The following is a 26413-nucleotide window of genomic DNA, read 5'->3' as shown; positions in this document are numbered from 1 at the left end:
GGGTCAGGCGATGAAGGCCAGGGTGGCGGTCAATCCCGCGGTATAGGCGCCGATCGCCTGCTGCAAGGTCGTCCTCGCCTTGACGGGCTCCGGCGCGTCGGCGGCCGGGCACGATGCGTCATCGGGCACCAGCGTGCGCAGCCAGTGACGAGCGGGATGCGTCTGCATCCGGGCAGGTTAACGCTTTATCAACCATTGCCCAAGCGGCTTTGAAGGGCACAAACGAAAAGGGCTGCCCCGCAATGGAGCAGCCCCTCTACCGTGATGACACGGTAACTCGGATCAGGGCCGGGTCAGACCTTGTCGCCCAGCGCGCCCTTGACACTGCCCTTGACCTGTTGGGCCTCGCCCTTGCGCTCCTGCGCCTCTCCTTCGGCGCGGGTGGCGGGATTGCTGGACCCCTGCTTCACGTTACCGATAGCTTCGTTGGCGATGCCCTTCACCTTGTCGGTCAGTTCACCCATGATGTGGCTCCTTTTCTGAGCGGGCGGCCGGGGGGATGCCGCCCTCTTGCCACATCAACCGCTTAACTAAGGTGAGGTTCCGTCGCTGAGCGCGATGATCCGATCCCATTCCTCCTGCCGCACCTCCGCCACCGATAGGCGCGACAGGCGGACAAGCTCCATTTCGGCGAACGCGGGATCGGCCTTGATCTCGGCCAGCGTGACCGGCCGCTTCAGCGGTTTCACCGGTTCCAGCCGTACGCAGGCCCACTTGGCATCGGCCGGATCGGTCAGGCCCGCCTCGACCACCTTCATGATACCGACGATCTCCTTGCCGGTCACCGAATGGTAGAAGAACGCCCGGTCGCCGACCTGCATGGCACGCATGTTGTTGGCCGCGCGGTGATTGCGCACCCCGTCCCACAAGGTGGTGCCGTCACGCACCAGATCGTCCCAGCCGAAGGCCTCGGGCTCCGACTTCATCAGCCACAGGCGGTCTGGCATGGCGGTACTCCTTCACTGGTGATTGCCCTGCCCCGCTGGGGTCACTAGGTGGCAGGCGATGCGCGCCTCCTTCACCAAGATGCATGGCCTCGGCAATGATTTCGTCGTGCTGGACGCGCGCGACGGCCTGCTGCCGCCGCTCCACGCGGGCACCATCCGCGCCCTCGCCGACCGGCACACCGGGATCGGCTGCGACCAGTTGCTGTTGCTGGAGCCGAGCAGCATCGCCGACCTCAAGGTCCGCATCTTCAACGCCGACGGCAGCGAGGTCGCCGCCTGTGGGAATGCCATGCGCGCCGTCGCCCTGCGCGCGGCAGGCGACAGCGGGACGCAGGTGCTGGCGATGGAGACCGCCGCCGGGGTGATCCGGGCGGAAGCGGACGGCGCCGGCTTCCGGGTCGACATGGGCGAACCCCGGCTTGACTGGGACGCGATCCCGCTCGCCTACCCGATGGACACGCTGGCCCTGCCGGTCGGGTGGGAGGGGCTGGAACGGCCCGTCTGCGTCAATGTCGGCAACCCGCACGCGGTGTTCTTCGTCCCCGATTGCGACGCCGTGCCGCTCGCCCGCCTCGGCCCGCAGATCGAGCGGGACCCGCTGTTCCCCGAACGGGTCAACGTCAACGTCGCCTCCGTGATCGACCGCACCCGCATCCGCCTGCGGGTGTGGGAGCGCGGCGCCGGGCTGACCCGCGCCTGCGGCACCGGCGCCTGCGCCACCGCGATCGCCGCGATGCGCCGCGGCCTCACCGAGCGCGAGGTGGAGGTCGCCCTTCCCGGCGGCCCCCTGCGCATCAGTTGGGGCGCGGACGGGCGGATCAGCATGGCCGGTCCCGCCGCGGAAAGCTTCAGCGGATCGTTCGACTGGGGCGACTACCTTTGAGTTTCAAGCTTTGAGTGTCGAGGTCGTGAACCTCGGCTGCCGCCTCAACCTGGCGGAGGCGGAGCGGATGCGCGGCCTGCTGGCGGGCGCCGACGATCTGGTGGTGGTCAACAGCTGCGCCGTCACGGCGGAGGCGGTGCGCCAGACCCGCCAGGCGATCCGCCGCGCCCGCCGCGCGCACCCCGCCGCCCGCCTCCTCGTCACCGGCTGCGCGGCGGAGGTGGAACGCGACACGATCGGCGCCATGCCGGAGGTGGACGGGCTGGTGCCCAACGCCGCCAAGCTCGACCCGCGCAGCTGGAACGTGCCGCCCGGTCCGACCCCCACCGCCCCGCTCCATTCGCGCGGCTTCGTCGCGGTGCAGAACGGCTGCGACCATGCCTGCACCTTCTGCATCATCCCGCAGGGGCGCGGACCCAGCCGATCGCTGCCAGTGGCGGACGTGCTGCGCCTGGTGGAGCGCGACCTCAGCCGCGGCGCGGGGGAGATCGTGCTGACCGGCGTCGACCTCACCAGCTGGGGCCACGACCTGCCGGACCGGCCCCGCCTCGGCACGCTGGCCGCCGCCATCCTCGCCGCCTTCCCGCAGCTCGCCCGCCTGCGCCTGTCCTCCGTTGACGGGGTGGAGATCGACCCGCTGCTGCTCGACCTGCTGGCGGGCGAGCTGCGGATCATGCCGCACCTCCACCTCTCGCTGCAGCACGGGCACGACCTGATCCTGAAGCGGATGAAGCGCCGCCACACCCGCGCCGATGCCATTCGCCTGGTCCGCCACCTGCGCGACCGCCGCTCCGACCTCGCCCTCGGCGCCGACCTCATCGCCGGCTTTCCCACGGAGGATGCCGCGATGCACGAAGCGAACCTCGCCATCATCGCCGAACTCGGCATCGTGCACGGCCACGTCTTCCCCTACTCCCCACGCCCCGGCACCCCCGCCGCGCGCATGCCGCAGGTCGCGCCGGCGGAGGTGAAGCAGCGCGCCGCCGCCTTGCGCGCGGCCACCGCCCACCAGCGCGACGCCTGGCTCCTTTCCCTGATCGGCCGCCCCTTGCGCGTGCTGGCCGAGCGGGACGGCACCGGCCACACCCCCTGTTTCGCACGCGTCGCCCTCCCCGCCGGCACCCCGCCGGGCGCGGAGGTGACGATCGTGCCCACCCGATACGAAGAAGGATTGCTGCGATGAGCGAACCCGGCTGGAGCGAGCGCCTGCTGGGCGCCTTCCGCAAGACGTCCGACCGGCTGGGCGGCAACCTGGCGGGCGTGGTCAGCACCGCGCGGCTGGACGATGCGACCCTCGACGAGGTGGAGGATGCCCTGATCCTCTCCGACCTCGGCCCCGCCGCCGCCGGCCGCATTCGCCGCCGCCTCGCCGACAAGCGCTTCGGCCTCTCCATGACGGAGCGCGAACTGCGGGAGGCGGTGGCGGAGGAGATCGCCGCCATCCTGCGCCCCGTCGCCAAGCCGCTGGAGGTGACCGCCTTCCCCCGCCCGCAGGTCGTGCTGGTGATCGGCGTCAACGGCAGCGGCAAGACCACCACCATCGCCAAGCTGGCCCACCTGTTCCAGGAGGAGGATTACGGCGTCCTGCTGGCCGCCGGCGACACCTTCCGCGCCGCCGCGATCGGCCAGCTGGGCGTCTGGGCCGACCGGATCGGCGTTCCGCTGGTGCGCGGGCCGGAGGGCGGCGACCCCGCCAGCGTGGTGTTCGACGCGGTGAAGCAGGCGACCGACACCGGGATCGACGCGCTGGTGGTCGACACCGCCGGCCGCCTGCAGAACCGGCGCGAGCTGATGGACGAGCTGGCCAAGATCCGCCGCGTCCTCGGCCGCCTGAACCCGGAGGCGCCGCATGACGTGGTGCTGGTGCTGGACGCGACCAACGGGCAGAACGCGCTGGCGCAGATCGACGTGTTCCGGGAGGTGGCGGGCGTGACCGGCCTCATCATGACCAAGCTGGACGGCACCGCCCGCGGCGGCGTCCTTGTTGCGGCCGCGGAACAATACGGCCTGCCGATCCACGCGATCGGCGTGGGCGAACGGCTGGACGACCTGCGCCCGTTCGACCCCGACCTGGTCGCCCGCGTCATCGCCGGTATCGCCTGATGGCCGACACCAAAGCGAAAAGCGGCTGGATCAATGTGCTGGTCGATTACGGCCCGCTGCTGGTGTTCTTCCTCGCCTATCGCCACTTCCGCCCCGACGGGCAGGATGCCGCGGGCGAGATCCTGGCCGTGGTGAAGAGCACCGCCGCCTTCATCGCCGCCTCGCTGGTGGCGCTGGGCGTCAGCAAGTGGCGGCTGGGCCGCATCTCCCCCATGCTGGCCCTCTCCACCGCGCTGATCGTGGGCTTCGGCGCGCTGACCATCTGGTTCCAGGACCAGCGCTTCATCCAGTGGAAGCCGACGATCATCTATCTGGGCTTCGGCATCGCGCTGCTGTGGGGCTGGCGCAGGGGGCGGCCGCTGCTGAAGGTGCTGCTGGAGGCGGCGTTCGACGGCCTCACCGACGAAGGCTGGCTGAAGCTTTCGCGCAATTGGGGCGGGTTCTTCCTGGTGCTGGCGGCGCTGAACACCGCGCTGACCTATACGCTGAGCTTCGAGGCGTGGCTGGCGGCCAAGCTGTGGCTGTTCATGCCGCTGAGCTTCCTGTTCACCTTCACCCAGCTGCCGATGCTGCTGCGGCATGGCTTGAGCGCGGAGGCCGAGGGCGAGGTGGTCGGCAAGACGCCGGAGTAAGGTGATCGCCACCGGCGGCGGGAAGCTAGCAGAACATCGGGATAGCTTCGGCTTCACTCATCCAACCATCAAACAGAACGTCAGCGGAGTGGCTGGTGAGAGCAGGTTCAAGCCGCACGCAGTTGCCGGCAGAGTGGATCCATAGTACCTTGGATCCATGTCATACACGTCACGCGATCTCGTTGGCTGTTCCAACGCCGCTCACTCCTTGAAGCTCTATAGAAGAGCAGACCTGCGCGATGACGAAAGCGATGAGTCGCTTATCGAAAAGCTCTACGTAGATCCTCTGCAAAATGATGGCGTACTGAAGACTATCTTGAAGCCAAATACGACGTTTATCGTTGGGAGGAAAGGAACGGGAAAATCGACAATATTCCTGCGTGCGCAGCATGGATTACGAGCAAAGCAAGGAAACGTTACCGCCTACGTTGATATTAAAACCGTGTACGAAGCTGCGGAAGTTGATCCTACGGCGCTGAATGCGATCCGCAAAGCCGGGGTCGCAGCGGACGACGACACAGTGCAAAAAATACTTTTGCATCAGGCATTTATACGAGCAGTTCTACGAGACATTCAAAGTGAACTACAGAAAAGCTTAGAGCAAGACACGTTCAAGAAAGTTCTGAAGGCTCTTGGCTTGAAGAAGAGTGACATTAGTGCTGAGATTTCAGATTTACTTGCTCAAGGGATCGAGTTCTCTGAGACTGATCTCAGTCTTCTCAAGGAAAAGCGGGTCACGCGAGCAAATCGCCATACAGCAGAAAGCGAAAAGCGAAAGAATCTGTCCGCGGGAGCCAAGCTCTCTTCTTCCGCGGCTCTTAATGTGTCAGCATCTAAGGGATCTCGCGTGCGAAGTGAGGCCATTGCATCTGCTGACGAAGAAGAAGCAACTTTCATCCTCCGAACGCTCAACATCACCGGTGTACTTGAAAGACTTCAAGAAGTTTTGTCTTCTGTTGGCATAAAGAAGCTATACGTATTCATCGATGATTTTTCCGAACTTCCCCAACAAGCAATGGAGGTGTTTGTTGACTCCGTACTGGCACCACTAAATAATTGGTCAAATGAACTCGTAAAGTTCAAGATAGCTTGCTATCCAAATAGGGTGTATTTAGGGCAAATTGATCCTCAGAAGATTGATCAAATATCTTTGGATCTCTTCCGCCTATACGGAGAAACCGATGTATCCACGATGGAACAGAAGGCAATCGACTTCACTGAGCGACTTTTAGAATCTCGGTTCCAATCCTTCGTCAGAAAATCTTTCTCAAACTTTTGCGAAGGAGAGAAAGATACCCTGTATCGGCAACTATACTATGCATCGATGGCTAATCCCAGGAGCCTCGGGCACATTCTTTCTAACCTCTATGACAATTTTATAACATATGGGCAGCCTGTCACCATTAGAGCTATCCAGGAAGCTTCCGGCAAATATTTTGCGGATAAGATTGAGCCATTTTTTGGCTTGCAAAAGTTTGCTCATGTAAGTTTCTCAGAGAGGGCCTCAATCTACAGCCTAAAAGAACTCATTGAAGAGATTGTAGATCGCGCGAGAGAACTAAGGGATTATAAAGAGTCTGCTGTGACACGCGGCGTCCGCGGCAGAACGCCCTCTAGTCATTTCCACGTGCCTGTTCAACTTGAGTCTATTCTAGACACGTTAGAGCTAAACTTTTTTATAACATTGTACTATGTTATGAAGGATCGCGATGGTCATACTGTAAACGTCTATGCTCTTAATCACGGCCTTTGCCAAAAGTACGGGATCAGCTTTGGTCGACCGATGCTCTCTCGCGAGCACAGGCTGTATTTCGTGGAAAGAATTTTTAACTATACGACTATAATACGAGCATTCTTGAACAGGAATCAGGAAATTAAATGCGATAGCTGTGCTGAAACTTACCAACTGGATCAGCTTCCCAGTCTCGAACTTTTTGATATGTTATGCCCGAAGTGCAAGAGTGGCACCTGTCGTGTCGCGAATCTTTCAAAAAAGTATAGCGATAAATTAAAAGAAGTAGATAAAGAATTGTTGCTTCCGCGCACTGAGCTGGGTATTTTAGAAACTCTATTTAGCGAGGCAAGGGATATGGTGGCCTCTGAGCTGGCGGGTGAGCTTGATTGCTCATATCAGTTGATCGGACGGAGAGGACGGAAGCTTTCTGATCAACGTTTAGTGATACGGGACAGGAACAGCGGGAATCGGCGTATTTTCCGACTCAGTAAAGAAGCAGAAGAGGGTTACTTTACAGATAACAAGGAGAGAGGACTGAATGTAGATGTGGATTCAGCTTAGATAAGCGGAACTAAATTACTGGAATTAAACCCCAGTGCTGCTAAACTAATTTACTTTGTTGGTTGAAGAAGCGGCGCAAGGTACCGACCCGTATAGCTCCGCTCCACCTCCACCACATCCTCCGGCACACCCTCGGCCACGATCTCCCCGCCCCGCACGCCGCCCTCCGGCCCCAGGTCGATGATCCAGTCGGCCGTCTTAATGACGTCGAGGTTGTGCTCGATCACCACCACGGAATTGCCCTGCTCCACCAGCCGGTGCAGCACTTCCAGCAGCTTGCGCACATCCTCGAAGTGCAGGCCGGTGGTCGGCTCGTCCAGGATGTAGAGCGTCTGCCCGGTGGAGCGGCGGGCCAGTTCCTTCGCCAGCTTCACCCGCTGCGCCTCGCCGCCGGACAGGGTGGTCGCCTGCTGGCCGACCTTGACGTAGCCGAGGCCCACCTCGTTCAGCATGTGCATCCGGTCGCGGATGGGCGGCACGGCCTTGAAGAACTCCTCCGCATCCTCGATCGTCATGTCGAGCACGTCCGCGATGCTGAGGCCCTTGAACCGGACCTCCAGCGTTTCCCGGTTGTAGCGCTTGCCGCCGCATTCCTCGCACGTGACGTAGACGTCGGGCAGGAAGTGCATCTCGATCTTCAGCAGCCCGTCGCCCTGGCACGCCTCACACCGCCCGCCCTTCACGTTGAAGGAGAAGCGGCCCGGCTTGTACCCGCGCGCCAGCGCCTCCGGCAGGCCGGCGAACCAGTCGCGGATCAGGGTGAAGGCGCCGGTATAGGTCGCGGGGTTGGAACGCGGGGTGCGGCCGATCGGCGACTGGTCGATCTCGATCACCTTGTCGCAATGCTGCAGGCCGTCGATGCGGTCATGCGGCCCCGCCAGCACGCGCGCGCCGTTCAGCTGGCGGCTGGCCCCCGCCTGCAGCGTGTCGATGGTGAAGGACGACTTGCCCGATCCCGACACGCCGGTGATGCAGGTGAAGGTGCCCAGCGGAATGCTCGCCGTCACGCCCTTCAAATTGTTGGCCCGCGCATTGTGGACGGTGATCTGCTTGCCGTTGCCCTTGCGCCGCTCCGCCGGCACCTCGATCCGGCGGGTGCCGTTCAAGTAGGCGGCAGTGAGCGAGGTCTTGGACTTCAGGATCTGCTTCAGCGTCCCCTGCGCCACGATCTCCCCGCCATGGACGCCCGCCCCGGGGCCGAGATCGACGATATGGTCGGCGAAGCGGATCGCGTCCTCGTCATGCTCCACCACGATCACCGTGTTGCCGAGGTCGCGCAGCCGCTTCAGCGTTTCCAGCAGCCGGTCGTTGTCGCGCTGGTGCAGGCCGATGCTCGGCTCGTCCAGCACATACAGCACGCCCGACAGGCCGCTCCCGATCTGGCTGGCGAGGCGGATGCGCTGCGATTCCCCGCCCGACAGCGTGCCGCTGGTCCGGTCGAGGTTCAGGTAGTCCAGCCCCACATTGTCGAGAAATCCCAGCCGCTCCGTGATCTCCTTCAGGATGGCCTTGGCGATCTGGTTCTGCGTGTCGGTCAGCTTCTCCGGCAGCGACGTAAACCAGGCCAGCGCATTGCTGACGGAGAAGCGCACCGGCGTGGCGATGTCCTCGTTCGCGACCTTCACCGCCAGCGCCTTGTCGTTCAGGCGCTTGCCGTGGCACGTCTCGCACGGCTGCGCCGTCTGGTACCGTTGCAGCTCCTCCCGCATCCAGGCGCTTTCGGTCTGCAGCATCCGGCGGTTGAGGTTGCCGACCACCCCCTCGAACGCCTTCTCCACGGTGTAGCTCTTGCGCCCGTCCTTGAAGGTCAGCGGCACCTTCTTGCCCTTGGTGCCGAACAGGATCGCGTCGCGATGTTCGGGCGCCAGCTCGGCGAAGGGGGTGGCAAGGTCGAACTTGAAGTGCCCCGCCAAGCTGGCGAGCACCTGCATGTAGTACGGCGAGGGCGGGTTGGACTTGGCCCACGGCACGATCGCCCCCTGCTTCAGCGAAAGCTGCTCGTTCGGGACCACCAGCTGCGGATCGAACAGCAGCTTTTCGCCCAGTCCGTCGCAGGTCGGGCACGCCCCCTGCGGCGCGTTGAAGGAGAACAGCCGCGGCTCCACCTCCTCGATCGTGAAGCCGCTGACCGGGCAGGCGAACCGTTCGGAGAAGGTGATGCGCGTGCCGCTGTCATCGGCCAGATCGACATAGGCGAGCCCGTCCGCCAGCTTCAGCGCGGTCTCGAAACTGTCGGCCAGCCGGGTCTCGATCCGCTCGCGCACGGCCAGGCGGTCCACCACCACCTCGATGTCGTGCTTGTACTTCTTGTCGAGCGCGGGCGCCTGCTCGATCTCGTACAGCTCGCCGTCGATGCGCACGCGGGTGAAGCCCGCCTTCTGCCATTCGGCCAGCTCCTTGCGGTATTCCCCCTTGCGCCCGCGCACCACGGGGGCGAGCAGGTACAGGCGCGTCCCCTCCGGCAGGGTCATAACGCGATCGACCATGTTGGACACGGTCTGCGCCTCGATCGGCAGGCCCGTGGCGGGGCTGTAGGGTACGCCCACCCGCGCCCACAGCAGGCGCATGTAATCGTAGATCTCCGTCACCGTGGCGACGGTGGAGCGGGGATTGCGGCTGGTGGTCTTCTGCTCGATGGAGATCGCGGGGCTCAGGCCCTCGATATGCTCCACATCGGGCTTCTGCATCATTTCCAGGAACTGGCGGGCATAGGCGCTGAGGCTCTCGACATAGCGGCGCTGCCCCTCGGCATAGATCGTGTCGAAGGCCAGGCTCGACTTGCCGGAGCCGCTGAGGCCCGTGATGACGATCAGCGCATCGCGCGGCAGGTCGATGTCGATGCCCTTGAGGTTGTGCTCACGGGCGCCGCGGACGGTGATGTGGGAAAGACTCATGGCCGCGTATATGTTCGCGGCCCGTTCCGGGTGCAAGGCGGGCGCGGCGACCAATGACGCAGCATGCACCCGGCCCGGCGCTACCCGGGCCAGGCAAGCCCCTGCAGGACCTCCGCGTAGTTCCTCTCCTGCTCCGTCAGCCACCTGGACCAGTGATCGACCGTCTGCCGCATCTTCGCTCGGTCTGCGGGCGAGGCGTCGGAGGCGCGCCCGGCCAGTTGCTGCAAGCGGCGCAGGCAATCCCAGCGCACATCCCGCACCGCCTTCACCTCCGCCACCGCGTCGCGTGCGGCGACCCATTGCGGATCGCCCACCTCCATCCCCTCCACCCGCAGCGCCACGCGGGCCTTGCCGAGCTGTTCGTGGCCATGCGCAGCGTCATACTCCGCCCGCAGCGCCGCGAAGTCCCGATCCAGTGCACGGTCATCCAGCTGCAGCGTTTCGCCCCAACACTTGTTGTACGACCCGAATGGATCGCCGCGGTCGAACGCGCAGCCTGCCTTGCTAGAGACGGCGATTTCCGCGAAAGCGACCGCATAATCCAGGGCCGGTCCGCGGTCCCCACCACATTGCGACCAGCTTGCATTCCGGTGGTAATCCGCTTCGAACCGCGCGTTCCAGCCGTGACATATCGGTGGTGGCAAAGGCGGCGATGAAGAGGATGGCGGCGACGGCGGGAGCGGAACGAAGTCGGCCTGGGTCAGAACCGCATCCTCCAGCGCAGCAAGCTCCTGCCAGGCGCTCGCTGCTACTTGGACCGGATCGGTCGACCAGTTGCGGTATTGCAGGCGCAACGTCACCTCACCACTGGCACGTCGTTCCAGTTCCACCCCGGGGACCGGCAACCCACCATACGGGTCCCTCAGCAGCATTCGCCGCACCTCCCGACCCTCCGCGGAAAGTTCGGCCACCGGGGCGAAGCCGGCCCGGTCGAACAATTCGCGGACGAAGGCACGCTGACGGGCCTGCGCCGCCGACCATTGTTCCCGTTGCTCCGCCTCCGTCTGCTGCTGCGCGGCAGCCGGTTGGGAAAGGATGGCGAGGAACAGGCCAAGGGTTGAAAGCCGATGCATAGTGGCCAAGACTATCGCCGCGGTTCGCACCGTCAATGATCGCCAGACGACATCCGCGACGATCCCGCACGCGTCAGCTTCGCGCGTCGGGAGAGGTAAAGTTGTTGCAAAGTGGGCCTTTTTTCAGGCATGGCAATATCGGCACTCGGGCAGCAAGCACAGGTTCCAGGGGGATACGATCAGTCGCACGATAGACGACGCCGCGCTTGCGCGGCTCCGGCGCGTCAGCGCGACCAGCGCCTGCGTGCCGATCGTGATCGGCGTCGTCGCCGTCATCGGATGGGCGCTGGACTTGCCCGCACTCACCCGGTTCCTCTCCACCCGCAGCGCCATGCAGCCGGTGACCGCCTTGTGCGCCATACTGGTAGGGGCCGGTCTCGTGTCCGTCTCCATCCGCCATGCGCGTCCGGTTGTCTCCCGCATACTCGCGGTGGCGATCATCGCGCTGGCGGTGCAAACGCTGCTGCAATTCGCTCTGGGGATCGATTTCGGCACGGATCACCTGCTGTTTGCCGACGCCGTGAATGCCCAGCCGTCCGGCTACCGCCATCCCGGCCGGATGGCGGCACCGACCGCCATCGGGTTCCTGCTGGTCGGTACAGGGCTGCTGGCTGCAGGCATCCGCAGCAACCTTGCCGCGCTGGTGGCATCGGCGGCGGCGACGACCGTACTGTTGCTGGTCACGATCGCCCTTCTCAGCCACCTGTATCTGGTCGCCCCGCTGGGCGGCGTGCTTGGGTTCACGCAGGTTTCCCTGCCAACGGCGCTGGCACTGGGCGGTGCGTCGGTCGGGGTGCTGGCGCTTAAACCGGCCGGCGGCTGGGTCCACCTGCTGGTCGGACGCTCCATTGGCGCGACCGCGGCGCGCTGGCTGCTGCCGATCATGGTCGTGGTGCCGGTGGTTGTCGCCACGCTGGCCTTGAAGGGGTCGGCCGCGGACCTCTACCCGCGCGATTTCCAGCTCGCCTTCACCACCGCCATCACCGTCGCGCTGCTGGCGGCGCTGGCGCTGTGGGGCACGGCCCAGCTCGACACGCTGGTATCTGTCCGCCGCGATGCGGAGGTCCTGCAGGAAAGCGAGGCGACGCTGCGCGCCTTTTTCGAGACGGACGGGCTGTTCGCCTCAATCCTGGAACGCCGGGGCGACGACATCCGCTATCTCGCGGCGAACCACGCGCTGGCCGACCTGCTCGGCCGGGGGAGCCTTGTGGGCGTGAGCGTGCACGACGTCGACATGGAACGTGCCGACGGCGCCCTGATCGACAAGCTGCGGCAGGTGGAAGCCAGCGGCGCCCCCGCTCAACTGGAACGTTGCTTCGAAACGGCGGCCGGCACGCGCTGGTTCGCGACGACGATCAGCCCCATCGCCGGCTCCGCGCCGGATGCACCCCGCTTCGCAACGGCATCGCTGGAGATCACCGATCGCAAGCGGGCGGAGGCGCAGCAGCGGCTGCTGCTCGACGAGCTGAATCACCGGGTCAAGAACACGCTGGCCGTGGTGCAGAGCCTGGCCCAGCAATCGTTCCGCGGAGACATGGCGACGTCTGCCGCGAAGCAGGCGTTCGAGGCGCGGCTGATGGCGGTGGCCGCCGCGCACAAGCTGCTGGTGCAGCAGGATTGGGTGGCGGTGTCCGTCAGTGCGCTAGTGGCGGATGTGGTGGGCCCCGGCTGTGGCGCGGATCGCGGGCGGATCGATATCAGTGGTCCCGACATGGAACTGCCCCCGCAAACCGCCGTGTCCATCGCTTTGGCGCTGCACGAACTATGCACGAACGCGGTGAAGTATGGCGCCCTGTCCAACGATCGTGGGCGGGTCAGCATCCGCTGGAAGCAGGAGCCGCCGGGTGGCGGTCGCCTGCGCTTCACCTGGGTCGAAAGTGACGGTCCGCCGGTCACCGCGCCGACGACCCGTGGCTTTGGCTCCCGCCTGATCGAGCGGGCCCTAGCCGCCGAACTTGGGAGCCCGGTGGCGATGGATTTCCGTCCCGAGGGCCTGATCTGCATGATCGAGGCGATCCTGCCGGATACGAATGGCGGCCCTACGATCTGAGCGGTTGAAAGGGGGCACGACGTCCGCGAACGATGTGTCGGGACGGGCGATGGAACGCCCTCACCATCCGACCAGCCACCACAATCCGACCAGAACGGACGATCCCGCCAATGGGGCTGCGGCGAAGATCAGCACCACATTGGCCAGCAACACCTGCCCCAGCCGCTTTTCCTGTTCCCGCGTCAGCCGCGCCGGTTCCCTGCGCGGTGGCTGCCAGGGCGGCGGCAGCGGCTGATCCTCGCGGAAGTCGGTGAACATAAGCCGGGCGCCTCCTTTCCCGGCTTAACGCATGATCAGAAGCGGTTATCCCGCGGAAATCCGTTGGGCGGCAGGCGCCCGGCCCCGCCGCGTGCGACCTTCCATTGCTGGATCTCCCGCTCCGTCCGCGTGCGGCCCGTCTCACCCCCCATCGCCCAGCTTAGACCGTCCTCCAGCCGGAAGGTGGTGGCGTCCGCCATGCCGCCATCGCGGTAGCGTTGCAGCGCGACGCCCTGCCCGCGCGCCATCTGCGGCAACTCGTCCAGGTGGAACACCACCAGCTTGCGATTGTCGCCGATCACCGCGACATGGTCGTCGGTCGCCGCGATCTCGCGGATCACCGCCAGCCTCGCGCCGTCCTTCAGGTTCACCACCTGCCGGCCCTTGCGCGTCTCCGCCAGCAACTCGCCGGTTTCCGCCACGAAGCCGCGGCCGGTGCTGGCGGCCAGCAGCAGCCTGCGGCCGGGCCGGTGCACCAGCAGCGCCACCGTCTTCGCCTCCGCCTCCATGTCCAGCACGGTGCGGATCGGCTCCCCGAAACCACGCGCGCCGGGCAGCTTGTCCGCGCCCAGCGTGAAGAAGCGGCCATCATCGCCCGCGATCAGCAGCTTGTCCGTGGTCTGCGCGTGGATGGCGAAGGCGGGGCCGTCACCCTCCTTCCACTTCCACTCGCCGTCCAGCGGCACATGCCCCTTGGCCGCGCGGATCCAGCCGCGCTGCGACAGGATGACGGTGATCGGCTCCTTCTCGATCATCGCGTCCAGGCTGAAGGTGACGGTCGGCGCCGCCTCCACCAGCGCGGTGCGCCGCCGACCCAGCGCGGTGTCCTCGCCATATTCCTTGCGCAGGGCGCGCAGATCACGCTTCAGCCGGGTGCGCTGCTTGGCCGGATTGTCCAGCAACACGGTCAGCTCGTCGCGCTCCTTCTCCAGCGCGTCGTGCTCCTTGCGCAGCTCGAACTCCTCCAGCTTGCGCAGGGACCGCAGCCGCATGTTGAGGATCGCCTCCGCCTGCCGGTCGGTCAGCTCGAACTCGGCGATCATCACCGGCTTGGGCTCGTCCTCCGTCCGGATGATCTCGATCACGCGGTCGAGGTTCAGGAACGCGGTGATGTAGCCGGCGACCAGCTCCAGCCGGTCGGCGATCTTCGCCAGCCGGTGCCGCGCGCGGCGCTGCAGGATGTCGATCTGGTGCGCCAGCCAGTTGGACAGCAGCTCATGCAGGCCCATCACCATGGGCGTGCGCGTCGCGTCCAGCACGTTCAGGTTCAGGCCGAACCGCACCTCCAGGTCGCTGAGGCGGAACAGCGCCTCCTTCAGCTGCTCCGGATCGACATTGCGGCTGCGCGGCACGAACACGATGCGCACCTGCTCGTCGCTCTCGTCGCGCACATCCTCCAGGATCGGCAGCTTCTTGTCCGCGATCAGCGCGGCGATCTGCTCGATCAGCTTGCCCTTCTGCACCTGGTACGGGATCTCGGACACGACCAGCTGCCATTGCCCCGCCCCCAGCCGCTCGATCCCCGCCGCCTGGTCGCTGTCGCTCGCCGCCTCCGGCGCCCGAAACCGCGCCCGCACCCGAAACGATCCCCGCCCCGTCTCGTAAGCCTTTGAAATCGCCTCCGGACTGTCGACGATCACCCCGCCGGTGGCAAAGTCCGGCCCGTGGAACACCTCCATCAACCGGGCATGTTCCGCATGGGGATCGTCAACCAGCAGCAGCGCCGCGTCCAGGATCTCCGCCACGTTGTGGCTGGGGATGCTCGTCGCCATGCCAACCGCGATGCCGCTGGCGCCGTTCGCCAACAGGTTCGGAAACAGGCCGGGGAAGAGCGCGGGCTCCTCCTCCTCGTTATTGTAGGTGGGCACGAAATCGGCCGCACCTTCGTCCAGACCCTGCATCAGCAGCAGCGCCGTGCGGGTCAGGCGGCATTCGGTGTAGCGGTAGGCGGCGGCGCTATCGCCGTCGATGTTGCCGAAATTGCCCTGCCCCTCGACCAGCGGATAGCGCAGGGTGAAATCCTGCGCCAGGCGGACCATCGCGTCATAAACCGCGACGTCGCCATGCGGGTGGTACTTGCCGATCACATCGCCCACCACGCGGGCCGACTTCTTGGGCGCGTCCGTCGGATTCAGCCGCAACTGCCGCATGGTCCACAACAGCCGGCGATGGACCGGCTTCAGCCCGTCACGCAGGTCGGGCAGCGACCGGGCCGTGATCGTCGACAGCGCATAGACGAGGTAACGTTCGGACAGGGCATGGTCGAACGGCGCGTCGATGATGGCATCGACGGGATCGCTGGGGTCATCGAGAATGGCCATGCGCCCTGCCCTATCACCGCCACGGCTGGCGGGGGAAGCGTGGAACGCAGGCCATCCACCGCCCGTTGGCGGGCAAACATCTTTTCAAGGAGATACCCCATGGCCAACCGCATCCTGATCCTCGCCACCGACGGGTTCGAGCAGTCCGAACTGACCGAACCCAAGCGCCTGCTGGAGGAGGCCGGCCACGAAGTGCTGGTCGCCAGTCCGGAAGACGGCAGCATCCAGGGCTGGGACGAAGATGATTGGGGCGAGGAGGTCGATGTCGACCTGTCGCTCAGCGAGGCGAGCGCCGACGAGTTCGACGCCCTGCTGCTGCCCGGCGGGCAGATCAATCCGGACAAGCTGCGCATGGAGGCCAAGGCCGTGCAGTTGGTGAAGGATTTCGCCGCGGCCGGAAAGCCGGTCGCCGCGATCTGTCACGGTCCGTGGCTGCTGGTGGAGGCCGACGTGGTGCGCGGCAAGACGGTGACGAGCTGGCCCTCCATCCGCACCGACCTGAAGAATGCCGGGGCGAACGTGGTGGATCAGGAAGCGGCCGTGGATGGCAACATTGTCACCAGTCGCAAGCCGGATGATATCCCCGCCTTCACCAAGGCATTGCAGGACCTGCTGGCGAAGGTCGGCGAGCCGGCCTGACCCTCAGGGCAGTCTGGCAAGCAGGCCATCGAGATGATCCTGCAGCACGATCTGGCATCCCAGCCGGCTGGTGCTGCAGGCATCCGGCGCCAGGTCGAGGAGGTCCTCCTCCTCAATACTGGCGCGTGGTAGCCGGGCGAACCAGTCCGGGTGCAGGATGAGGTGGCAGGTGGAACAGGCCATCTGACCGTTGCATGTACCTTCCAGCGGCAGGCCGACGGATTGCGCGGCATCAAGCAGGCGGTCGCCCGGCTTAGGCGACGCTGTAACCCGATCGCCGTTCCGCCCGATGAAATGAACCTGCATCAGCGACCCTGTGCCGCCACGGCGGTTTCAAGCAGGCTGGCGGCCTGCTCCAGATCGGCATCGGCGGTATAGCGGCCCAGTCCGAGGCGGATCGAGCCTTTCGCCTCCGCCGCTGACAGCCCGATTACGGCCAGCACCCGGCTGGGTTTGCCGCTGTCGCTGGCGCATGCGCTGCCGGCGGAGAAGGCCACCTGCCGGACATCCGACATCAGGCGGGCGACGTCTACGCCCTGCCGCCGCAGATTGAGGTTGCCCGTGTAGCGTTGCGTGGCGCTGCCGTTTAGGGTCCACCCAGCGAACAGGTCCAGCGCACGGGCGAACAGGCGATCGGTATGTGCCGCATCTTTTGCCATGCGGGAAAGCGCCAGCTCGGCGGCAACGCCCATGCCGGCGCACAATGCCGGGCTCAGCGTGCCGGAGCGGCAGCCCCCTTCCTGCCCCCCGCCGGTCAGCAGCGGCGTCAGCTCCACCCCTTCGCGCACCCACAACGCCCCGATCCCCTTGGGCCCGTAGAACTTGTGTGCGCTGATCGCGATCATGTCAGCGGCTGCGATCGGCAGCTTGCCCGCAGCCTGCACCGCATCGCACACGAACAGAGCCCCGGCGGCGCGGGCGCGTTCGTAGAGGCGATCGACCGGCTGGATCGTGCCGATCTCGTTATTCACCTGCATGACGCTGACAAGACCGGTGCCGGCGGGCCACTCCCCTTCGGCATCGACCAGCCCGTCTCCATCGACCGACAGGATGGTGAGCGGATTCGGCAGGCTCCTAGCGGTCTCCTCCACCGCGGCATGCTCGATCCCGCTGATCGCCACGCCCATGCCGGCACGCACAGGCGCACAGCCGCGCAGGGCCAGGTTCAGCGCCTCCGTCGCACTGCCGGTGAAGATCACCCGGCCGCCCGCCGGGAACAGCGCCGCCACGCGTTCGCGTGCGACCTCCACCGCCGCCTCCGCCTGCCGGCCGAGCCGATGCGGCGAGTGCGGATTGCCAAAGGTGGTGCTGTCCGGCCCGCCCAGCCAGCGCAGCATCGCCTCCCGCGCCTCCGGCGCGAGCGGCGTGGTCGCCTGATGATCGAGGTAGATCACGCCGCCGCTTCCCGACGCGCCATGGCGAGCCAGGCATCGCCGAAACGCTGCAGATCGGCGCGGGTCGTGCTCCAGCCCAGGCTGATGCGAATGAACCGCGCAGCGTCGTCGTCGGCGATGCCCAACGCGGCCAGCACATGGCTGCTGCGCATGGATCCTGACGAACATGCACTGCCCTGGCTCACCGCGATCCCGGCAAGGTCGAGTCGCATCAATTGCGCCGTGGCGGAAAGGTGCGGCGTGGCGAGCGCGTGGATCAGCGGGGTCGGCTTGGCCAGCCGGTCACCGAGCCACATGCCGCCCGCGGCGCGCACCCCGGCCGCAAGATCAGCCAGCAGGTCGTCCACCGGCTCCGCCGTCAACGGCCCCGCCAGGGCCGCTTCAAGCGCGGCAGCCATGGAGAGCGCGCCGGGCAGGTTCTCCGTTCCCCGGCGATAGCCGCGCTCCTGCCCGCCGGACGGCGTCAGCATGGCCCAGTCGCGCACGAGCAGGGCGCCCACACCCACCGGCCCGCCGAACTTGTGTGCCGCGATGATGGCAAGGTCGGCCCCGGCAGGCAGCGCAACCTTACCCGCGCCCTGCGAATGGTCGACCATCAGCAGGCCACCAGCTTCCTGCACCTGCGCGGCGAGGGGAGCGATGTCTTGCGCCGCGCCCGTTTCGGAGTTGATGGATTGCACCGCCACCAGCGGATCGTCCGCCGCCTGCAACTCCCGGTCCAGTGCGGCGAGACACAGCGTACCGTCGTTGCCCACAGGAAGCACCGCGGCACCGGTGGCCTGCTGCAACACTGCGTCGTGTTCCACCGCACTGACCAGCCGACTGCCGGCCTTGGCCCCGTTCAGCGCCAGCGTCGCCGCCTCGCTGGCGCCGCTGGTAAACACCAGCTCGCCCGTCCAGCCAAGTGCCGTCCTGATCCGGTCACGCGCATCCTCCAGCGCGCGGCGGGCTGCGCGGCCGTCCGCATGCGGGCTGGATGGATTGGCCCACAGCCGCCAGCCATCCTCCAGCGCGGCACGCGCTTCGGGACGTAGCGGCGTGGTGGCCGCGTGGTCGAGATAAATGCGGGTCATTCGTGACAATTGCGAAAAGTGGTCGCGATCCTATATAGCGCCGCACTTTCCGCGCGCCAGCCGCGCCCGTCCGTTGCGAGTATCTGCCCCATGCCGTCCGTCATCTTCCCCGGTCCCGAAGGCCGCCTCGAAGGCCGTTTCGCCCCCGCCACCCGCCCGCGTGCGCCCGTGGCGATGATCCTGCATCCGCATTCGCAGGGCGGCGGAACCATGAACGACCGCATCGTGCAGCGGCTGTACAAGACCTTCACCGATCGCGGTTTTGCCACCTTGCGCTTCAACTTCCGCGGCGTGGGCCGCAGCCAGGGCAGCTTCGACAATGGCATCGGGGAACTGAGCGATGCGGCCAGCGCGCTCGACTGGGTGCAGCAGGTTCACCCGGAGGCGCAGACCACTTGGGTGGCCGGCGTCAGCTTCGGCGCGCTGATCGGCATGCAATTGCTGATGCGCCGGCCGGAGATCCGCGGCTTCATCTCCATCGCGCCGCCCGCCAACATGTACGATTTCAGCTTCCTGGCGCCCTGTCCGGCCAGCGGCATCTTCATCCAGGGTACGGCGGACACCGTGGTGCAGCCGTCTTCCGTGCAGAAGCTGGTCGACAAGCTGCGCACCCAGAAGCACATCACCATCCATCACGAGGAAATCCCGCGCGCCAACCACTTCTTCGAAAACGAGCAGGAGGAACTGATGGGCGCCGTGGACCGGTATCTCGACTTCCGGCTGGACCCGGCCTGCACCATCCGCTGACGGACCAGCACCGGGGCTCAGGGGGCGGGCAGCGTGACGATCGCCACGTTGGCGAGCATGATCGCCGCCAGCCCCAGCATCAGCCAGACCTGCTGTGTCGCGCCCTGCCTGCCGCCGCCCTGCCGCCGCCAGAGCCACGCGGCATTGGCGATCAGTGCCAGGGCGGCGAGTACGGCGATCGAAAGGGCGAGGTTCATCGCCCGACCCTAGCGGCCTGTCGCCTCAGTCGGAACCCCGCTGCATTACGAGCGATTGGCAGCCCTGAACGCGCAACCCTTCCGCGCGGTTGAGGAGCTGATTTCCATGAGCCTGTTCCAGAAGATAACCGACGCCATCCTGGGCAAGAAGCCGGAGAAGAAGGCACCGCCGGCGCCCGCCGCCGCGCCGAAGGCCGCACCGGCACCGGTTGCCGCCCCTTCGCCGCAGGCTGCCCGTCCGGCGCCCGCCGCGCCGGCAGTGGCGGCAACACCGGCGGTGTTGAACGACGTGGATGTGGCCGCTCGCCTCGCCGCCATGGACGGTGCGGACAAGCTGAACTGGCGCAGCTCCATTGTCGATTTGCTGAAGCTGCTCGACATCGATTCCTCCTTCGCCAACAGGAAGGAATTGGCGGGAGAGCTGGGCGACAGCGACTATTCCGGCACCGCGGAGGAGAACATCGCGCTCCACCGGCGGCTGATGCGCGAGCTGGCGAAGAACGGCGGCAAGGTACCCGCAGACCTGACCGACTGATACTACCAGACCAATGCTTGCCCCGGTCCATGCGGCACCCTAGCATCCGGCCGGGTGTACGGGACTGGGGCTTGCATGATGCGTTGGGTTGGATTGTTCCTGCTGGCTGTTATCCTGCCCGGATCCGCCGCGGAGGCCCGGTGGCTGGAGGCCGCCAGCGACCATTTCGTAATCTACGCCGACACGCGCGAGGCGACCCTGCGCGAATTTTCCGAAGAGCTGGAGCTGTATCACAGCGCCATGGAACGGATCACCGGCACTCAGATGGGCACGCCCAGCCCGTCCGCCCGGGTGACCATCTATGTCGTCGGTGACCAGCGTGAGGTCCGCAGAATCAACGGCGACGGAAATCCGTTCGTCGCCGGCTTCTACATCCCGCGGGCGGCCGGATCCCTGGCCTTTGTGCCGCGCATCGTGAACCGGGGCAGCACCACTGATTTCTCGCAGATCGTGCTGCTGCATGAATATGCCCACCACTTCATGATCTCCAGCGGGTTGCAGGCCATGCCGCGCTGGCTGTCCGAGGGATCGGCGGAGTTCTACGCTTCCACCAAGTTCAAGCAGGATGGCACCGTGCTGCTCGGCGGCCCGGCGTCCCACCGGGCGGGAGAGCTCTTCTATTCGGCGGACGTGCCGCTCGAACAATTGTTCGATGACAAATTGTACTGGGAGGAGCGCGGACGCAGCCACGATGCCTATTATGGCCGCGCCTGGTTGCTGTATCATTACCTGATCTTCAACGACGGGAGGCAGGGGCAACTGGGTCAATATTGGGAACTGTTGACCAAAGGCACGCCCAGTCCGGAGGCCGGCAGGCAGGCGTTTGGGGACCTGGCGGTGCTGCAGCGCGAGGTCGACAATTATCTGAAGGGCCGCCGCATGAACCAGTTGGAGATCGGCAGCCTGGCAGGCTCTCCCATCGCCATTCGCGCGCTGACCGCCGGCGAGGCCGCCGTGGTGCCGCTGCGCATGGTGTCCAAGCGCGGGGTCAATCGCGAGCAGGCGCTGGAACTGCTGCCCGATTACCGCAGGCTGGCAGGCGAGCATGCCGGCGACGGTGCCGTCCTCGCCGCACTGGCGGAGGCGGAGTACGATGCCGGCAATGATGCGGAGGCGATCGCCGCGGCCGACCGCGCGCTGGCGCTCGATCCGACGCAGGTGAACGCCTATGTGCAGAAGGGCTACGCCCTGTTCCGCCAAGCGGGCGAGGCGGAGGACGAGGCGGCGGCGTTCACCGCGGCGATGGCGCCGCTGCGCGCGCTGAACGCGCGGGAGAACGACCACCCGCTGCCGCTGATCTACTATTATCGCAGTTTCCTGGAGCGGGGTGAGGAGCCTAATGCCCTGGCGGTCCAGGCGCTGGAACGCGCGCTGGAACTTGCGCCTTATGACCAGTCGCTGCGGATGATGGTCGTCCTGCAACAGGCAAGCGAGGGCCGGATGGAACAGGCGCGGCTGAGCGTACAGCCGCTCGCCTATGATCCGCATGGCGGCGGTCGGGCGGAGGCAGCGGCGCGGCTGCTGGCGTTCCTGCAGGCACAGCCCGAAGGCACCACCATGTCGATTGCGGACGCCGCCGCGAACCTTTACGAGCGACCGGTTGGGCAGGCAGACGGCGGCGGGGAGCCGGTCGCCAGCGACTAGACCGGGGTGCCGCGATCAGCGCCCCGGCCTGCCGTTGTCAGGCGACCTGCGGTGCCGCCTGCCGGACGCCTTCATCGACATGCGCCTCGAACTCGGCGAAATTGTCGACGAACAGTTGCACCAGCTTCTGCGCGGCCAGGTCGTACTGGTCCTTGTCCGCCCAGGTGGCGCGGGGGTCCAGCAGCGTCTGGTCAATACCGGCCTCTGCCAAGGCGGGAACGCTGACCGGCACGTCGAAGCCGAAATTGGGATCCTTGCGGAATTCGACCTCGTCCATCTTCCCGTCCAGCGCGGCATTCAGCAGGGCACGGGTGGCCTTGATCGGCATCCGCTTGCCCACACCGTACTTACCGCCCGTCCAGCCGGTGTTGAGCAGCCAGCACTGTACGCCGCCCCGCGCGATCCGCTCCTTCAGCAGGTTGCCATAGACGCTGGGATGGCGGGGCATGAAGGCGGCGCCGAAGCAGGTGGAGAAGGTCGCCTCTGGCTCCGTCACGCCGATCTCCGTCCCGGCAACCTTCGCGGTGTAGCCGGACAGGAAATGGTACATCGCCTGTTCGGGCGTCAACCGCGCGATCGGCGGCAGCACGCCGAACGCATCCGCGGTCAGCATAACTACGTTGGACGGTACCGGCCCCAGGTTCTCGGTCGAGCAATTGGGAATGTATTCGATCGGGTAGGCACCCCGGCTGTTCTCCGCCAGACTGGCATCGTCAAAGTCGAGTTCGCGGGTGGCATCGTCCATCACCACGTTCTCCAGCACGGTGCCGAACATTCGGGTGGTGGCGTAGATCTCGGGCTCACCCTCCGCCGACAGGCGGATCATCTTGGCGTAGCAGCCCCCTTCGAAATTGAAGACGGCGGTGTCGGACCAGCCATGTTCGTCATCGCCGATCAGCGTCCGGCTGGCATCGGCGGACAGGGTCGTCTTGCCCGTGCCCGACAGGCCGAAGAATACCGCGGTGCGCCCGTCCGGTCCGACATTGGCCGAACAGTGCATCGGCATGACCCCCTGGGCCGGCAGCAGGTAATTCAGGATGCCGAAGACGCTCTTCTTCATCTCGCCCGCATATTGCGTGCCGCCGATCAGAACGGTCTTCTCCGCGAAGCTGACGGCGATCACCGTCTCACTACGGCAGCCGTGGCGAGAAGGATTGGCGCGGAAGCTCGGCAGGTCGATGATCGTCCATTCCGGCGCGAAACCTTCCAGCTCGACCGCGGTAGGCCGGACCAGCAGCGTGCGGATGAACAGGTTGTGCCACGCAAGCTCGTTGATGACCCGCACATTGACCCGGTAATCGGCCTGCGACCCGCCGAACAAGTCCGCGACGTATAGCGTTTCCTTGCCTGCCAGCGCGGTCAGGAAATCAGCCTTCAGTGCGGCGAAATGCTCCTCGCTCATGGCGCGATTGACGTTGCCCCACCAGATCGTGTCGGCGGTCTCGGCATCCCTGACGATGTACTTGTCGCGCGGGCTGCGGCCGGTGTGCCGCCCGGTTTCCACCACCAATGGACCATGCCGAGCAAGCCGCCCTTCCCCATTGGCAATCGCATGCTCCACCAGCGCGGCGGTGCCGAGATTGGCATGAACCGTCGCGGCGGTAGCGATCCCATCGAACCTGGGCATTGTTGAAAACGTAGAAGTCACCGTGTCTCTCCCTTTGTGGGCTTATTCGTTCTTCGGCCGTTCGGCCCCACAGTCGGTTGGTGTGCGCCCCGCTTCCACGGCTTCCTGCTAGCGAGCCGCAGGTAAGCAGGGGTCCCCGTCACATCCGGGCGGATCATCAACGATCCATCGGCGAAAGTCACGCCTGAAAAGGCTACATCCCGCTGACGAGCTTGTATGATAAATCATTGAACATCGTCGGCATTTCACACGTCGATTGCTATGCCGGCAGGTGGCCCCTAGCTACATCCCGTCTGACACCTGGCCCTGTGTACGAGCGTTCAATTTATATGACCCAGCTGCCCCCTGCCGCGGAACTGCGCCGATCCATCGCGCTGGTCGACGATGATCGGAACATCTTGGCCACGCTGTCGATCGCGTTACAGGCGGAAGGTTACGCCACGCGGGTCTATTCGGACGGGGAAGCGGCGCTGAAGGCGCTGACCGACAATCCCCCAGACCTGGCGGTTTTCGACATCAAGATGCCGCGGATGGACGGGATGGAATTGCTGCGCCGCCTGCGCGCGACATCCGACCTGCCGGTTATCTTCCTGACCAGCAAGGATGACGAGGAGGACGAGGAGGCCGGCCTCGCCCTTGGCGCTGACGACTACATCGCCAAACCGTTCAGCCAACGCCTGCTGCTCGCCCGTGTCCGCGCCATCCTGCGCCGCGCGGCGCCTGTGAGCGAGCCGGCACCGACCGGCGACCAGCCTGCGGTGGTTGATGACCAGCCAGCCGCCCCCATGCTGGAACGTGGTCGACTGCAGATGGACCCGTCGCGCCACCGGGTCACCTGGGGCAGCCGGCCGGTATCCCTGACCGTGACAGAGTTCCTGATCCTGGAGGCGTTGGCCCAGCGGCCCGGCGTCATCAAGAGCCGCAACCAGCTGATGGACGCCGCCTACCCCGACGACGTCTTCGTGGACGATCGCACGGTTGATAGTCACATCAAGCGATTGCGGCGCAAGTTCCGCGTGGTCGATCCGGAATTCGGCGCGATCGAGACGCTGTATGGCGCCGGCTACAGCTTCGCCGATGGCTGACCTGCTGGCGGAAGTCCGTCCACCGGCACGGGTCGGGCGCTCGGTCTCGCTCACCACACGCATCCTGGCGGTAAACCTGATCCCGCTGGTGGCGCTGGGCGGCAGCCTGTTCCTGCTCGATTCCTATCGCCGGCAGTTGCTGGACGAGCGCTACAAGCTGGCGCGGATCGAGGCGCAGATCACGGCAGAGGCGCTCTCCGGTGCCACGCCCGAACGGCAACAGGCCCTGCTGATGCAGATCGGCAAGGAGCAAAATATGCGGCTGCGGATCTATCACCGCGACGGCACGCTGGCGGCCGACAGCTTCGCCTTGGCCCCCCCATCGTTCCACTTCAACGATCCGGCCGCCGATCCTTGGGGAGAGGACGTCGCGCGGTGGATGGATGCGGCGGTCGATTTCGCGACGGGTGCCCGTGCCTCCCCCGATTACGTGGAGCCGGTAGAGCCGGTGGCCGACGCCTGGCCGGAAGTCGCCCGTGCGCGGCAACAAGGCCTCACCCAGATCGAACTGCGCCGAGCGCCGGACCGCACACCTGTCATCACCGCGGCCGCGCCCGTGGGCCGGCGCGGCATGACGCTGCTGACCACCCGCAATGCCCGTGACATCACGCTGGCGGTGCGCGCGGCACGCAGTCAGTTGCTGCTGATCATCGCGATCGTGCTGGTCATCTCCTTCTTTCTCTCGCTTTATCTTGCGCGCACCATCATCGATCCGCTGCGCCGGCTCAGCCGCGCCGCCGTGCGCGTACGCCTGGGGCGGGAGCGCGACGTGGAGGTGCCGCGCATGGGCGCTCGGGGTGACGAGCTGGGGGTGTTGGCCCGTGCCGTATCCGACATGACCGCCGCCCTGCGCCTCAGGATCGACGCGGTTGAGACCTTCGCCGCAGACGTCGCCCACGAGATCAAGAACCCGCTCGCCTCCCTGCGCAGCGCCGTCGACAGCCTGCAGCGGGTGGAGGACCCGGCGCTGCGTACCCAGCTGATCGACATCGCCGCGCATGACGTGCGCCGCATCGACCGGCTGGTGACGGAGATTGCGGAGGCTAGCCGCATCGATGCCGAACTGAGCCGGGCCACCTTCGAGGCGACCGATCTCGCGGCGCTGGCCGAACATCGCGTTCGCGCGCGGCAGGAGCGCGAGCTGGATCGCGACTGCCGGGTGGAAGTGATACGTGAAGGACGCCCTGCCATCGTCATGGGCGTGCCGCTGCGGCTGGAGCGCGTGCTCGACAATTTGCTGGACAATGCGGTGTCGTTCTCCCCGCCGGGTGGCCGCATTCGTCTGACGATCCATGCCGATGACGAGCGGGTGACGGCCACGATCTGCGACGAGGGACCCGGGATCCCGGAGGAACGGCGCGAGAAGGTATTCGCCCGTTTCCACTCCGTTCGGCCGGACGAGGAGGGGTTCGGCGATCACAGCGGCCTGGGCCTCGCCATGGGGCGCACCATTGCGGAGGCGCATGACGGGTCGCTGCGGGTCTGCGACGCGCCGGAGGAATGCGGCCTGGTCGGCGCCTGTCTGGTCCTGGACCTGCCGGCGGCGTGAGCGTAGCCGGCCCGAACGCTGCCAGAAATGCGGCATTGTGGCAGGCGAGCTGCGTCGCCATCGCCGGTCGGGGCGTGCTGATCGAAGGGCCGCCGGGCAGCGGCAAGTCCAGCCTGGCGCTGGCGCTCATCGATCGTGGCGCCGCCCTTGTGGGTGATGACGGCGTGCGGCTTGAGATGGCTGGTGACACGCTCTGGGCCCACCCGGTACCGGCGACGGCGGGGTTGCTGGAAATCCGCAATGTCGGCCTCGTCACCCTACCTTCGGTTCCGGCCTGGATCGCACTGGTGCTGCGGCTCGATCCGGGCGCGCCGCGCTATGTCGAGGAGGCCGAGAGCGCCGCGCGAGCGGGCGTCCGGCTGCCGCTCATCCGCCTGTGGCCGGACACGCCCGCATTGCCACTGCGGGCCGAATGGGCACTGCGGCTGCATGGTCTCGCCGCTTCACAATAGCGAGCGGGAGGCGC

25 protein-coding genes are annotated in these 26413 nt (G+C 66.0%); 13 read left to right on the top strand and 12 right to left on the bottom strand.

Annotated features, from left to right (window positions below):
• Positions 1 to 3: 3 nt before the first annotated feature.
• From V5740_RS02500 to V5740_RS02490, 3 genes are all read right to left on the bottom strand, one after another.
• Positions 4 to 168, bottom strand: a complete 165-nt coding sequence (locus V5740_RS02500; RefSeq protein ID WP_347303517.1) for a hypothetical protein — start codon at positions 166 to 168, stop codon at positions 4 to 6.
• Between the two features lie 125 nt (positions 169 to 293).
• Positions 294 to 464 (bottom strand): CsbD family protein, encoded by a 171-nt coding sequence (locus V5740_RS02495; RefSeq protein ID WP_347303516.1) that lies wholly within the window; start codon positions 462 to 464, stop codon positions 294 to 296.
• Between the two features lie 66 nt (positions 465 to 530).
• On the bottom strand, positions 531 to 947 hold the full coding sequence (locus V5740_RS02490; RefSeq protein WP_347303515.1) for an EVE domain-containing protein: 417 nt from the start codon (positions 945 to 947) through the stop codon (positions 531 to 533).
• 58 nt (positions 948 to 1005) lie between these two features.
• On the opposite strand from V5740_RS02490, the gene dapF reads away from it, so the two are divergent.
• From dapF to V5740_RS02465, 5 genes are all read left to right on the top strand, one after another.
• A complete protein-coding gene (dapF, locus tag V5740_RS02485) occupies positions 1006 to 1830 on the top strand; it encodes a diaminopimelate epimerase (RefSeq protein ID WP_347303514.1) in 825 nt (274 codons plus the stop codon).
• A gap of 10 nt (positions 1831 to 1840) precedes the next feature.
• Positions 1841 to 3013, top strand: coding sequence for a radical SAM protein (locus tag V5740_RS02480; protein WP_347303513.1), 1173 nt, complete (start codon positions 1841 to 1843; stop codon positions 3011 to 3013).
• Complete coding sequence (ftsY, locus tag V5740_RS02475) at positions 3010 to 3933, top strand: signal recognition particle-docking protein FtsY (RefSeq protein WP_347303512.1); 924 nt, start codon at positions 3010 to 3012, stop codon at positions 3931 to 3933. The genes V5740_RS02480 and ftsY overlap by 4 nt, the downstream gene beginning before the upstream one ends.
• Positions 3933 to 4565, top strand: a complete 633-nt coding sequence (locus V5740_RS02470; RefSeq protein WP_347303511.1) for an inner membrane-spanning protein YciB — start codon at positions 3933 to 3935, stop codon at positions 4563 to 4565. Before ftsY ends, V5740_RS02470 begins: the two co-directional genes overlap by 1 nt.
• A 157-nt stretch (positions 4566 to 4722) precedes the next feature.
• Positions 4723 to 6861 (top strand): hypothetical protein, encoded by a 2139-nt coding sequence (locus tag V5740_RS02465; protein ID WP_347303510.1) that lies wholly within the window; start codon positions 4723 to 4725, stop codon positions 6859 to 6861.
• A 50-nt stretch (positions 6862 to 6911) separates the two neighbouring features.
• Here V5740_RS02465 and uvrA read toward each other — a convergent pair whose 3' ends face one another.
• Positions 6912 to 9755 (bottom strand): excinuclease ABC subunit UvrA, encoded by a 2844-nt coding sequence (gene uvrA, locus V5740_RS02460; protein ID WP_347303509.1) that lies wholly within the window; start codon positions 9753 to 9755, stop codon positions 6912 to 6914.
• An 80-nt stretch (positions 9756 to 9835) separates the two neighbouring features.
• A complete protein-coding gene (locus V5740_RS02455) occupies positions 9836 to 10828 on the bottom strand; it encodes a hypothetical protein (RefSeq protein WP_347303508.1) in 993 nt (330 codons plus the stop codon).
• Positions 10829 to 11072: 244 nt separating this feature from the next.
• Here V5740_RS02455 and V5740_RS02450 point away from each other — a divergent pair, with 244 nt between their 5' ends.
• Entirely contained in the window at positions 11073 to 12878 is a 1806-nt protein-coding gene (locus V5740_RS02450) for an HWE histidine kinase domain-containing protein (RefSeq protein ID WP_347303507.1), read from the top strand.
• 60 nt (positions 12879 to 12938) lie between these two features.
• On the opposite strand, the gene V5740_RS02445 is transcribed toward V5740_RS02450, so the two are convergent.
• Together V5740_RS02445 and parC are read right to left on the bottom strand one after the other, a co-directional pair.
• The gene (locus V5740_RS02445) at positions 12939 to 13136 is read right to left on the bottom strand and encodes a hypothetical protein (protein WP_347303506.1); all 198 of its coding nucleotides are present in this window, start codon (positions 13134 to 13136) and stop codon (positions 12939 to 12941) included.
• Between the two features lie 35 nt (positions 13137 to 13171).
• The gene (parC, locus tag V5740_RS02440) at positions 13172 to 15457 is read right to left on the bottom strand and encodes a DNA topoisomerase IV subunit A (RefSeq protein ID WP_347303505.1); all 2286 of its coding nucleotides are present in this window, start codon (positions 15455 to 15457) and stop codon (positions 13172 to 13174) included.
• Positions 15458 to 15556: 99 nt separating this feature from the next.
• Between parC and V5740_RS02435 the strand changes: the two genes are divergently transcribed.
• Positions 15557 to 16096, top strand: a complete 540-nt coding sequence (locus V5740_RS02435; protein WP_347303504.1) for a type 1 glutamine amidotransferase domain-containing protein — start codon at positions 15557 to 15559, stop codon at positions 16094 to 16096.
• Positions 16097 to 16099: 3 nt separating this feature from the next.
• On the opposite strand, the gene V5740_RS02430 is transcribed toward V5740_RS02435, so the two are convergent.
• Genes V5740_RS02430 through V5740_RS02420 form a run of 3 tightly spaced genes read right to left on the bottom strand, consistent with a single transcriptional unit; the run spans position 16100 to position 18563 of the window.
• Positions 16100 to 16402 carry a 2Fe-2S iron-sulfur cluster-binding protein gene (locus V5740_RS02430; RefSeq protein ID WP_347303503.1) on the bottom strand — a complete coding sequence of 101 codons (303 nt, stop codon included), beginning with the start codon at positions 16400 to 16402 and terminating at the stop codon, positions 16100 to 16102.
• Complete coding sequence (locus V5740_RS02425) at positions 16402 to 17490, bottom strand: cysteine desulfurase family protein (RefSeq protein ID WP_347303502.1); 1089 nt, start codon at positions 17488 to 17490, stop codon at positions 16402 to 16404. The genes V5740_RS02430 and V5740_RS02425 overlap by 1 nt, the downstream gene beginning before the upstream one ends.
• Positions 17487 to 18563: an aminotransferase class V-fold PLP-dependent enzyme gene (locus V5740_RS02420; protein WP_347303501.1), complete on the bottom strand. Its 1077-nt coding sequence runs from the start codon at positions 18561 to 18563 to the stop codon at positions 17487 to 17489. The genes V5740_RS02425 and V5740_RS02420 overlap by 4 nt, the downstream gene beginning before the upstream one ends.
• Positions 18564 to 18653: 90 nt before the next feature.
• Between V5740_RS02420 and V5740_RS02415 the strand changes: the two genes are divergently transcribed.
• Positions 18654 to 19310, top strand: coding sequence for an alpha/beta hydrolase (locus V5740_RS02415; RefSeq protein WP_347303500.1), 657 nt, complete (start codon positions 18654 to 18656; stop codon positions 19308 to 19310).
• A 17-nt stretch (positions 19311 to 19327) separates the two neighbouring features.
• On the opposite strand, the gene V5740_RS02410 is transcribed toward V5740_RS02415, so the two are convergent.
• Entirely contained in the window at positions 19328 to 19507 is a 180-nt protein-coding gene (locus V5740_RS02410; protein ID WP_347303499.1) for a hypothetical protein, read from the bottom strand.
• A 55-nt stretch (positions 19508 to 19562) separates the two neighbouring features.
• Between V5740_RS02410 and V5740_RS02405 the strand changes: the two genes are divergently transcribed.
• Together V5740_RS02405 and V5740_RS02400 are read left to right on the top strand one after the other, a co-directional pair.
• Entirely contained in the window at positions 19563 to 20042 is a 480-nt protein-coding gene (locus V5740_RS02405) for a DUF3597 domain-containing protein (protein WP_347303498.1), read from the top strand.
• A 75-nt stretch (positions 20043 to 20117) separates the two neighbouring features.
• Positions 20118 to 21686, top strand: coding sequence for a DUF1570 domain-containing protein (locus V5740_RS02400; RefSeq protein WP_347303497.1), 1569 nt, complete (start codon positions 20118 to 20120; stop codon positions 21684 to 21686).
• Positions 21687 to 21723: 37 nt separating this feature from the next.
• Here V5740_RS02400 and V5740_RS02395 read toward each other — a convergent pair whose 3' ends face one another.
• Positions 21724 to 23313, bottom strand: coding sequence for a phosphoenolpyruvate carboxykinase (locus V5740_RS02395; protein WP_347303496.1), 1590 nt, complete (start codon positions 23311 to 23313; stop codon positions 21724 to 21726).
• A gap of 329 nt (positions 23314 to 23642) precedes the next feature.
• Between V5740_RS02395 and V5740_RS02390 the strand changes: the two genes are divergently transcribed.
• Genes V5740_RS02390 through V5740_RS02380 form a run of 3 tightly spaced genes read left to right on the top strand, consistent with a single transcriptional unit; the run spans position 23643 to position 26399 of the window.
• Positions 23643 to 24398, top strand: coding sequence for a response regulator transcription factor (locus V5740_RS02390; RefSeq protein WP_347303495.1), 756 nt, complete (start codon positions 23643 to 23645; stop codon positions 24396 to 24398).
• Entirely contained in the window at positions 24391 to 25947 is a 1557-nt protein-coding gene (locus V5740_RS02385; protein WP_347303494.1) for a stimulus-sensing domain-containing protein, read from the top strand. Before V5740_RS02390 ends, V5740_RS02385 begins: the two co-directional genes overlap by 8 nt.
• Positions 25944 to 26399 carry an HPr kinase/phosphatase C-terminal domain-containing protein gene (locus V5740_RS02380; protein WP_347303493.1) on the top strand — a complete coding sequence of 152 codons (456 nt, stop codon included), beginning with the start codon at positions 25944 to 25946 and terminating at the stop codon, positions 26397 to 26399. The genes V5740_RS02385 and V5740_RS02380 overlap by 4 nt, the downstream gene beginning before the upstream one ends.
• Positions 26400 to 26413: the final 14 nt, after the last annotated feature.

The sequence above is a fragment of the Croceibacterium sp. TMG7-5b_MA50 genome (assembly GCF_039830145.1).
In the GTDB taxonomy this organism is placed as follows: domain Bacteria; phylum Pseudomonadota; class Alphaproteobacteria; order Sphingomonadales; family Sphingomonadaceae; genus Croceibacterium.
The sequence above is the reverse complement of the archived record's forward strand: the minus strand, read 5'-3'. Positions and strand labels throughout refer to the sequence as shown.

What these genes read in the sequence shown, in the direction of transcription:
- V5740_RS02465 (WP_347303510.1), top strand. Translation starts at nt 4,723, where the DNA reads ATGTCATACACGTCACGCGATCTCGTTGGCTGTTCCAACGCCGCTCAC.
- uvrA (WP_347303509.1), bottom strand. Translation starts at nt 9,755, where the DNA reads ATGAGTCTTTCCCACATCACCGTCCGCGGCGCCCGTGAGCACAACCTC.
- V5740_RS02490 (WP_347303515.1), bottom strand. Translation starts at nt 947, where the DNA reads ATGCCAGACCGCCTGTGGCTGATGAAGTCGGAGCCCGAGGCCTTCGGC.
- V5740_RS02495 (WP_347303516.1), bottom strand. Translation starts at nt 464, where the DNA reads ATGGGTGAACTGACCGACAAGGTGAAGGGCATCGCCAACGAAGCTATC.
- parC (WP_347303505.1), bottom strand. Translation starts at nt 15,457, where the DNA reads ATGGCCATTCTCGATGACCCCAGCGATCCCGTCGATGCCATCATCGAC.
- V5740_RS02395 (WP_347303496.1), bottom strand. Translation starts at nt 23,313, where the DNA reads ATGCCCAGGTTCGATGGGATCGCTACCGCCGCGACGGTTCATGCCAAT.
- V5740_RS02445 (WP_347303506.1), bottom strand. Translation starts at nt 13,136, where the DNA reads ATGTTCACCGACTTCCGCGAGGATCAGCCGCTGCCGCCGCCCTGGCAG.
- V5740_RS02390 (WP_347303495.1), top strand. Translation starts at nt 23,643, where the DNA reads ATGACCCAGCTGCCCCCTGCCGCGGAACTGCGCCGATCCATCGCGCTG.
- V5740_RS02500 (WP_347303517.1), bottom strand. Translation starts at nt 168, where the DNA reads ATGCAGACGCATCCCGCTCGTCACTGGCTGCGCACGCTGGTGCCCGAT.
- dapF (WP_347303514.1), top strand. Translation starts at nt 1,006, where the DNA reads ATGCGCGCCTCCTTCACCAAGATGCATGGCCTCGGCAATGATTTCGTC.
- V5740_RS02410 (WP_347303499.1), bottom strand. Translation starts at nt 19,507, where the DNA reads ATGAACCTCGCCCTTTCGATCGCCGTACTCGCCGCCCTGGCACTGATC.
- V5740_RS02385 (WP_347303494.1), top strand. Translation starts at nt 24,391, where the DNA reads ATGGCTGACCTGCTGGCGGAAGTCCGTCCACCGGCACGGGTCGGGCGC.
- V5740_RS02455 (WP_347303508.1), bottom strand. Translation starts at nt 10,828, where the DNA reads ATGCATCGGCTTTCAACCCTTGGCCTGTTCCTCGCCATCCTTTCCCAA.
- V5740_RS02420 (WP_347303501.1), bottom strand. Translation starts at nt 18,563, where the DNA reads ATGACCCGCATTTATCTCGACCACGCGGCCACCACGCCGCTACGTCCC.
- V5740_RS02430 (WP_347303503.1), bottom strand. Translation starts at nt 16,402, where the DNA reads ATGCAGGTTCATTTCATCGGGCGGAACGGCGATCGGGTTACAGCGTCG.
- V5740_RS02400 (WP_347303497.1), top strand. Translation starts at nt 20,118, where the DNA reads ATGATGCGTTGGGTTGGATTGTTCCTGCTGGCTGTTATCCTGCCCGGA.
- V5740_RS02470 (WP_347303511.1), top strand. Translation starts at nt 3,933, where the DNA reads ATGGCCGACACCAAAGCGAAAAGCGGCTGGATCAATGTGCTGGTCGAT.
- V5740_RS02435 (WP_347303504.1), top strand. Translation starts at nt 15,557, where the DNA reads ATGGCCAACCGCATCCTGATCCTCGCCACCGACGGGTTCGAGCAGTCC.
- ftsY (WP_347303512.1), top strand. Translation starts at nt 3,010, where the DNA reads ATGAGCGAACCCGGCTGGAGCGAGCGCCTGCTGGGCGCCTTCCGCAAG.
- V5740_RS02415 (WP_347303500.1), top strand. Translation starts at nt 18,654, where the DNA reads ATGCCGTCCGTCATCTTCCCCGGTCCCGAAGGCCGCCTCGAAGGCCGT.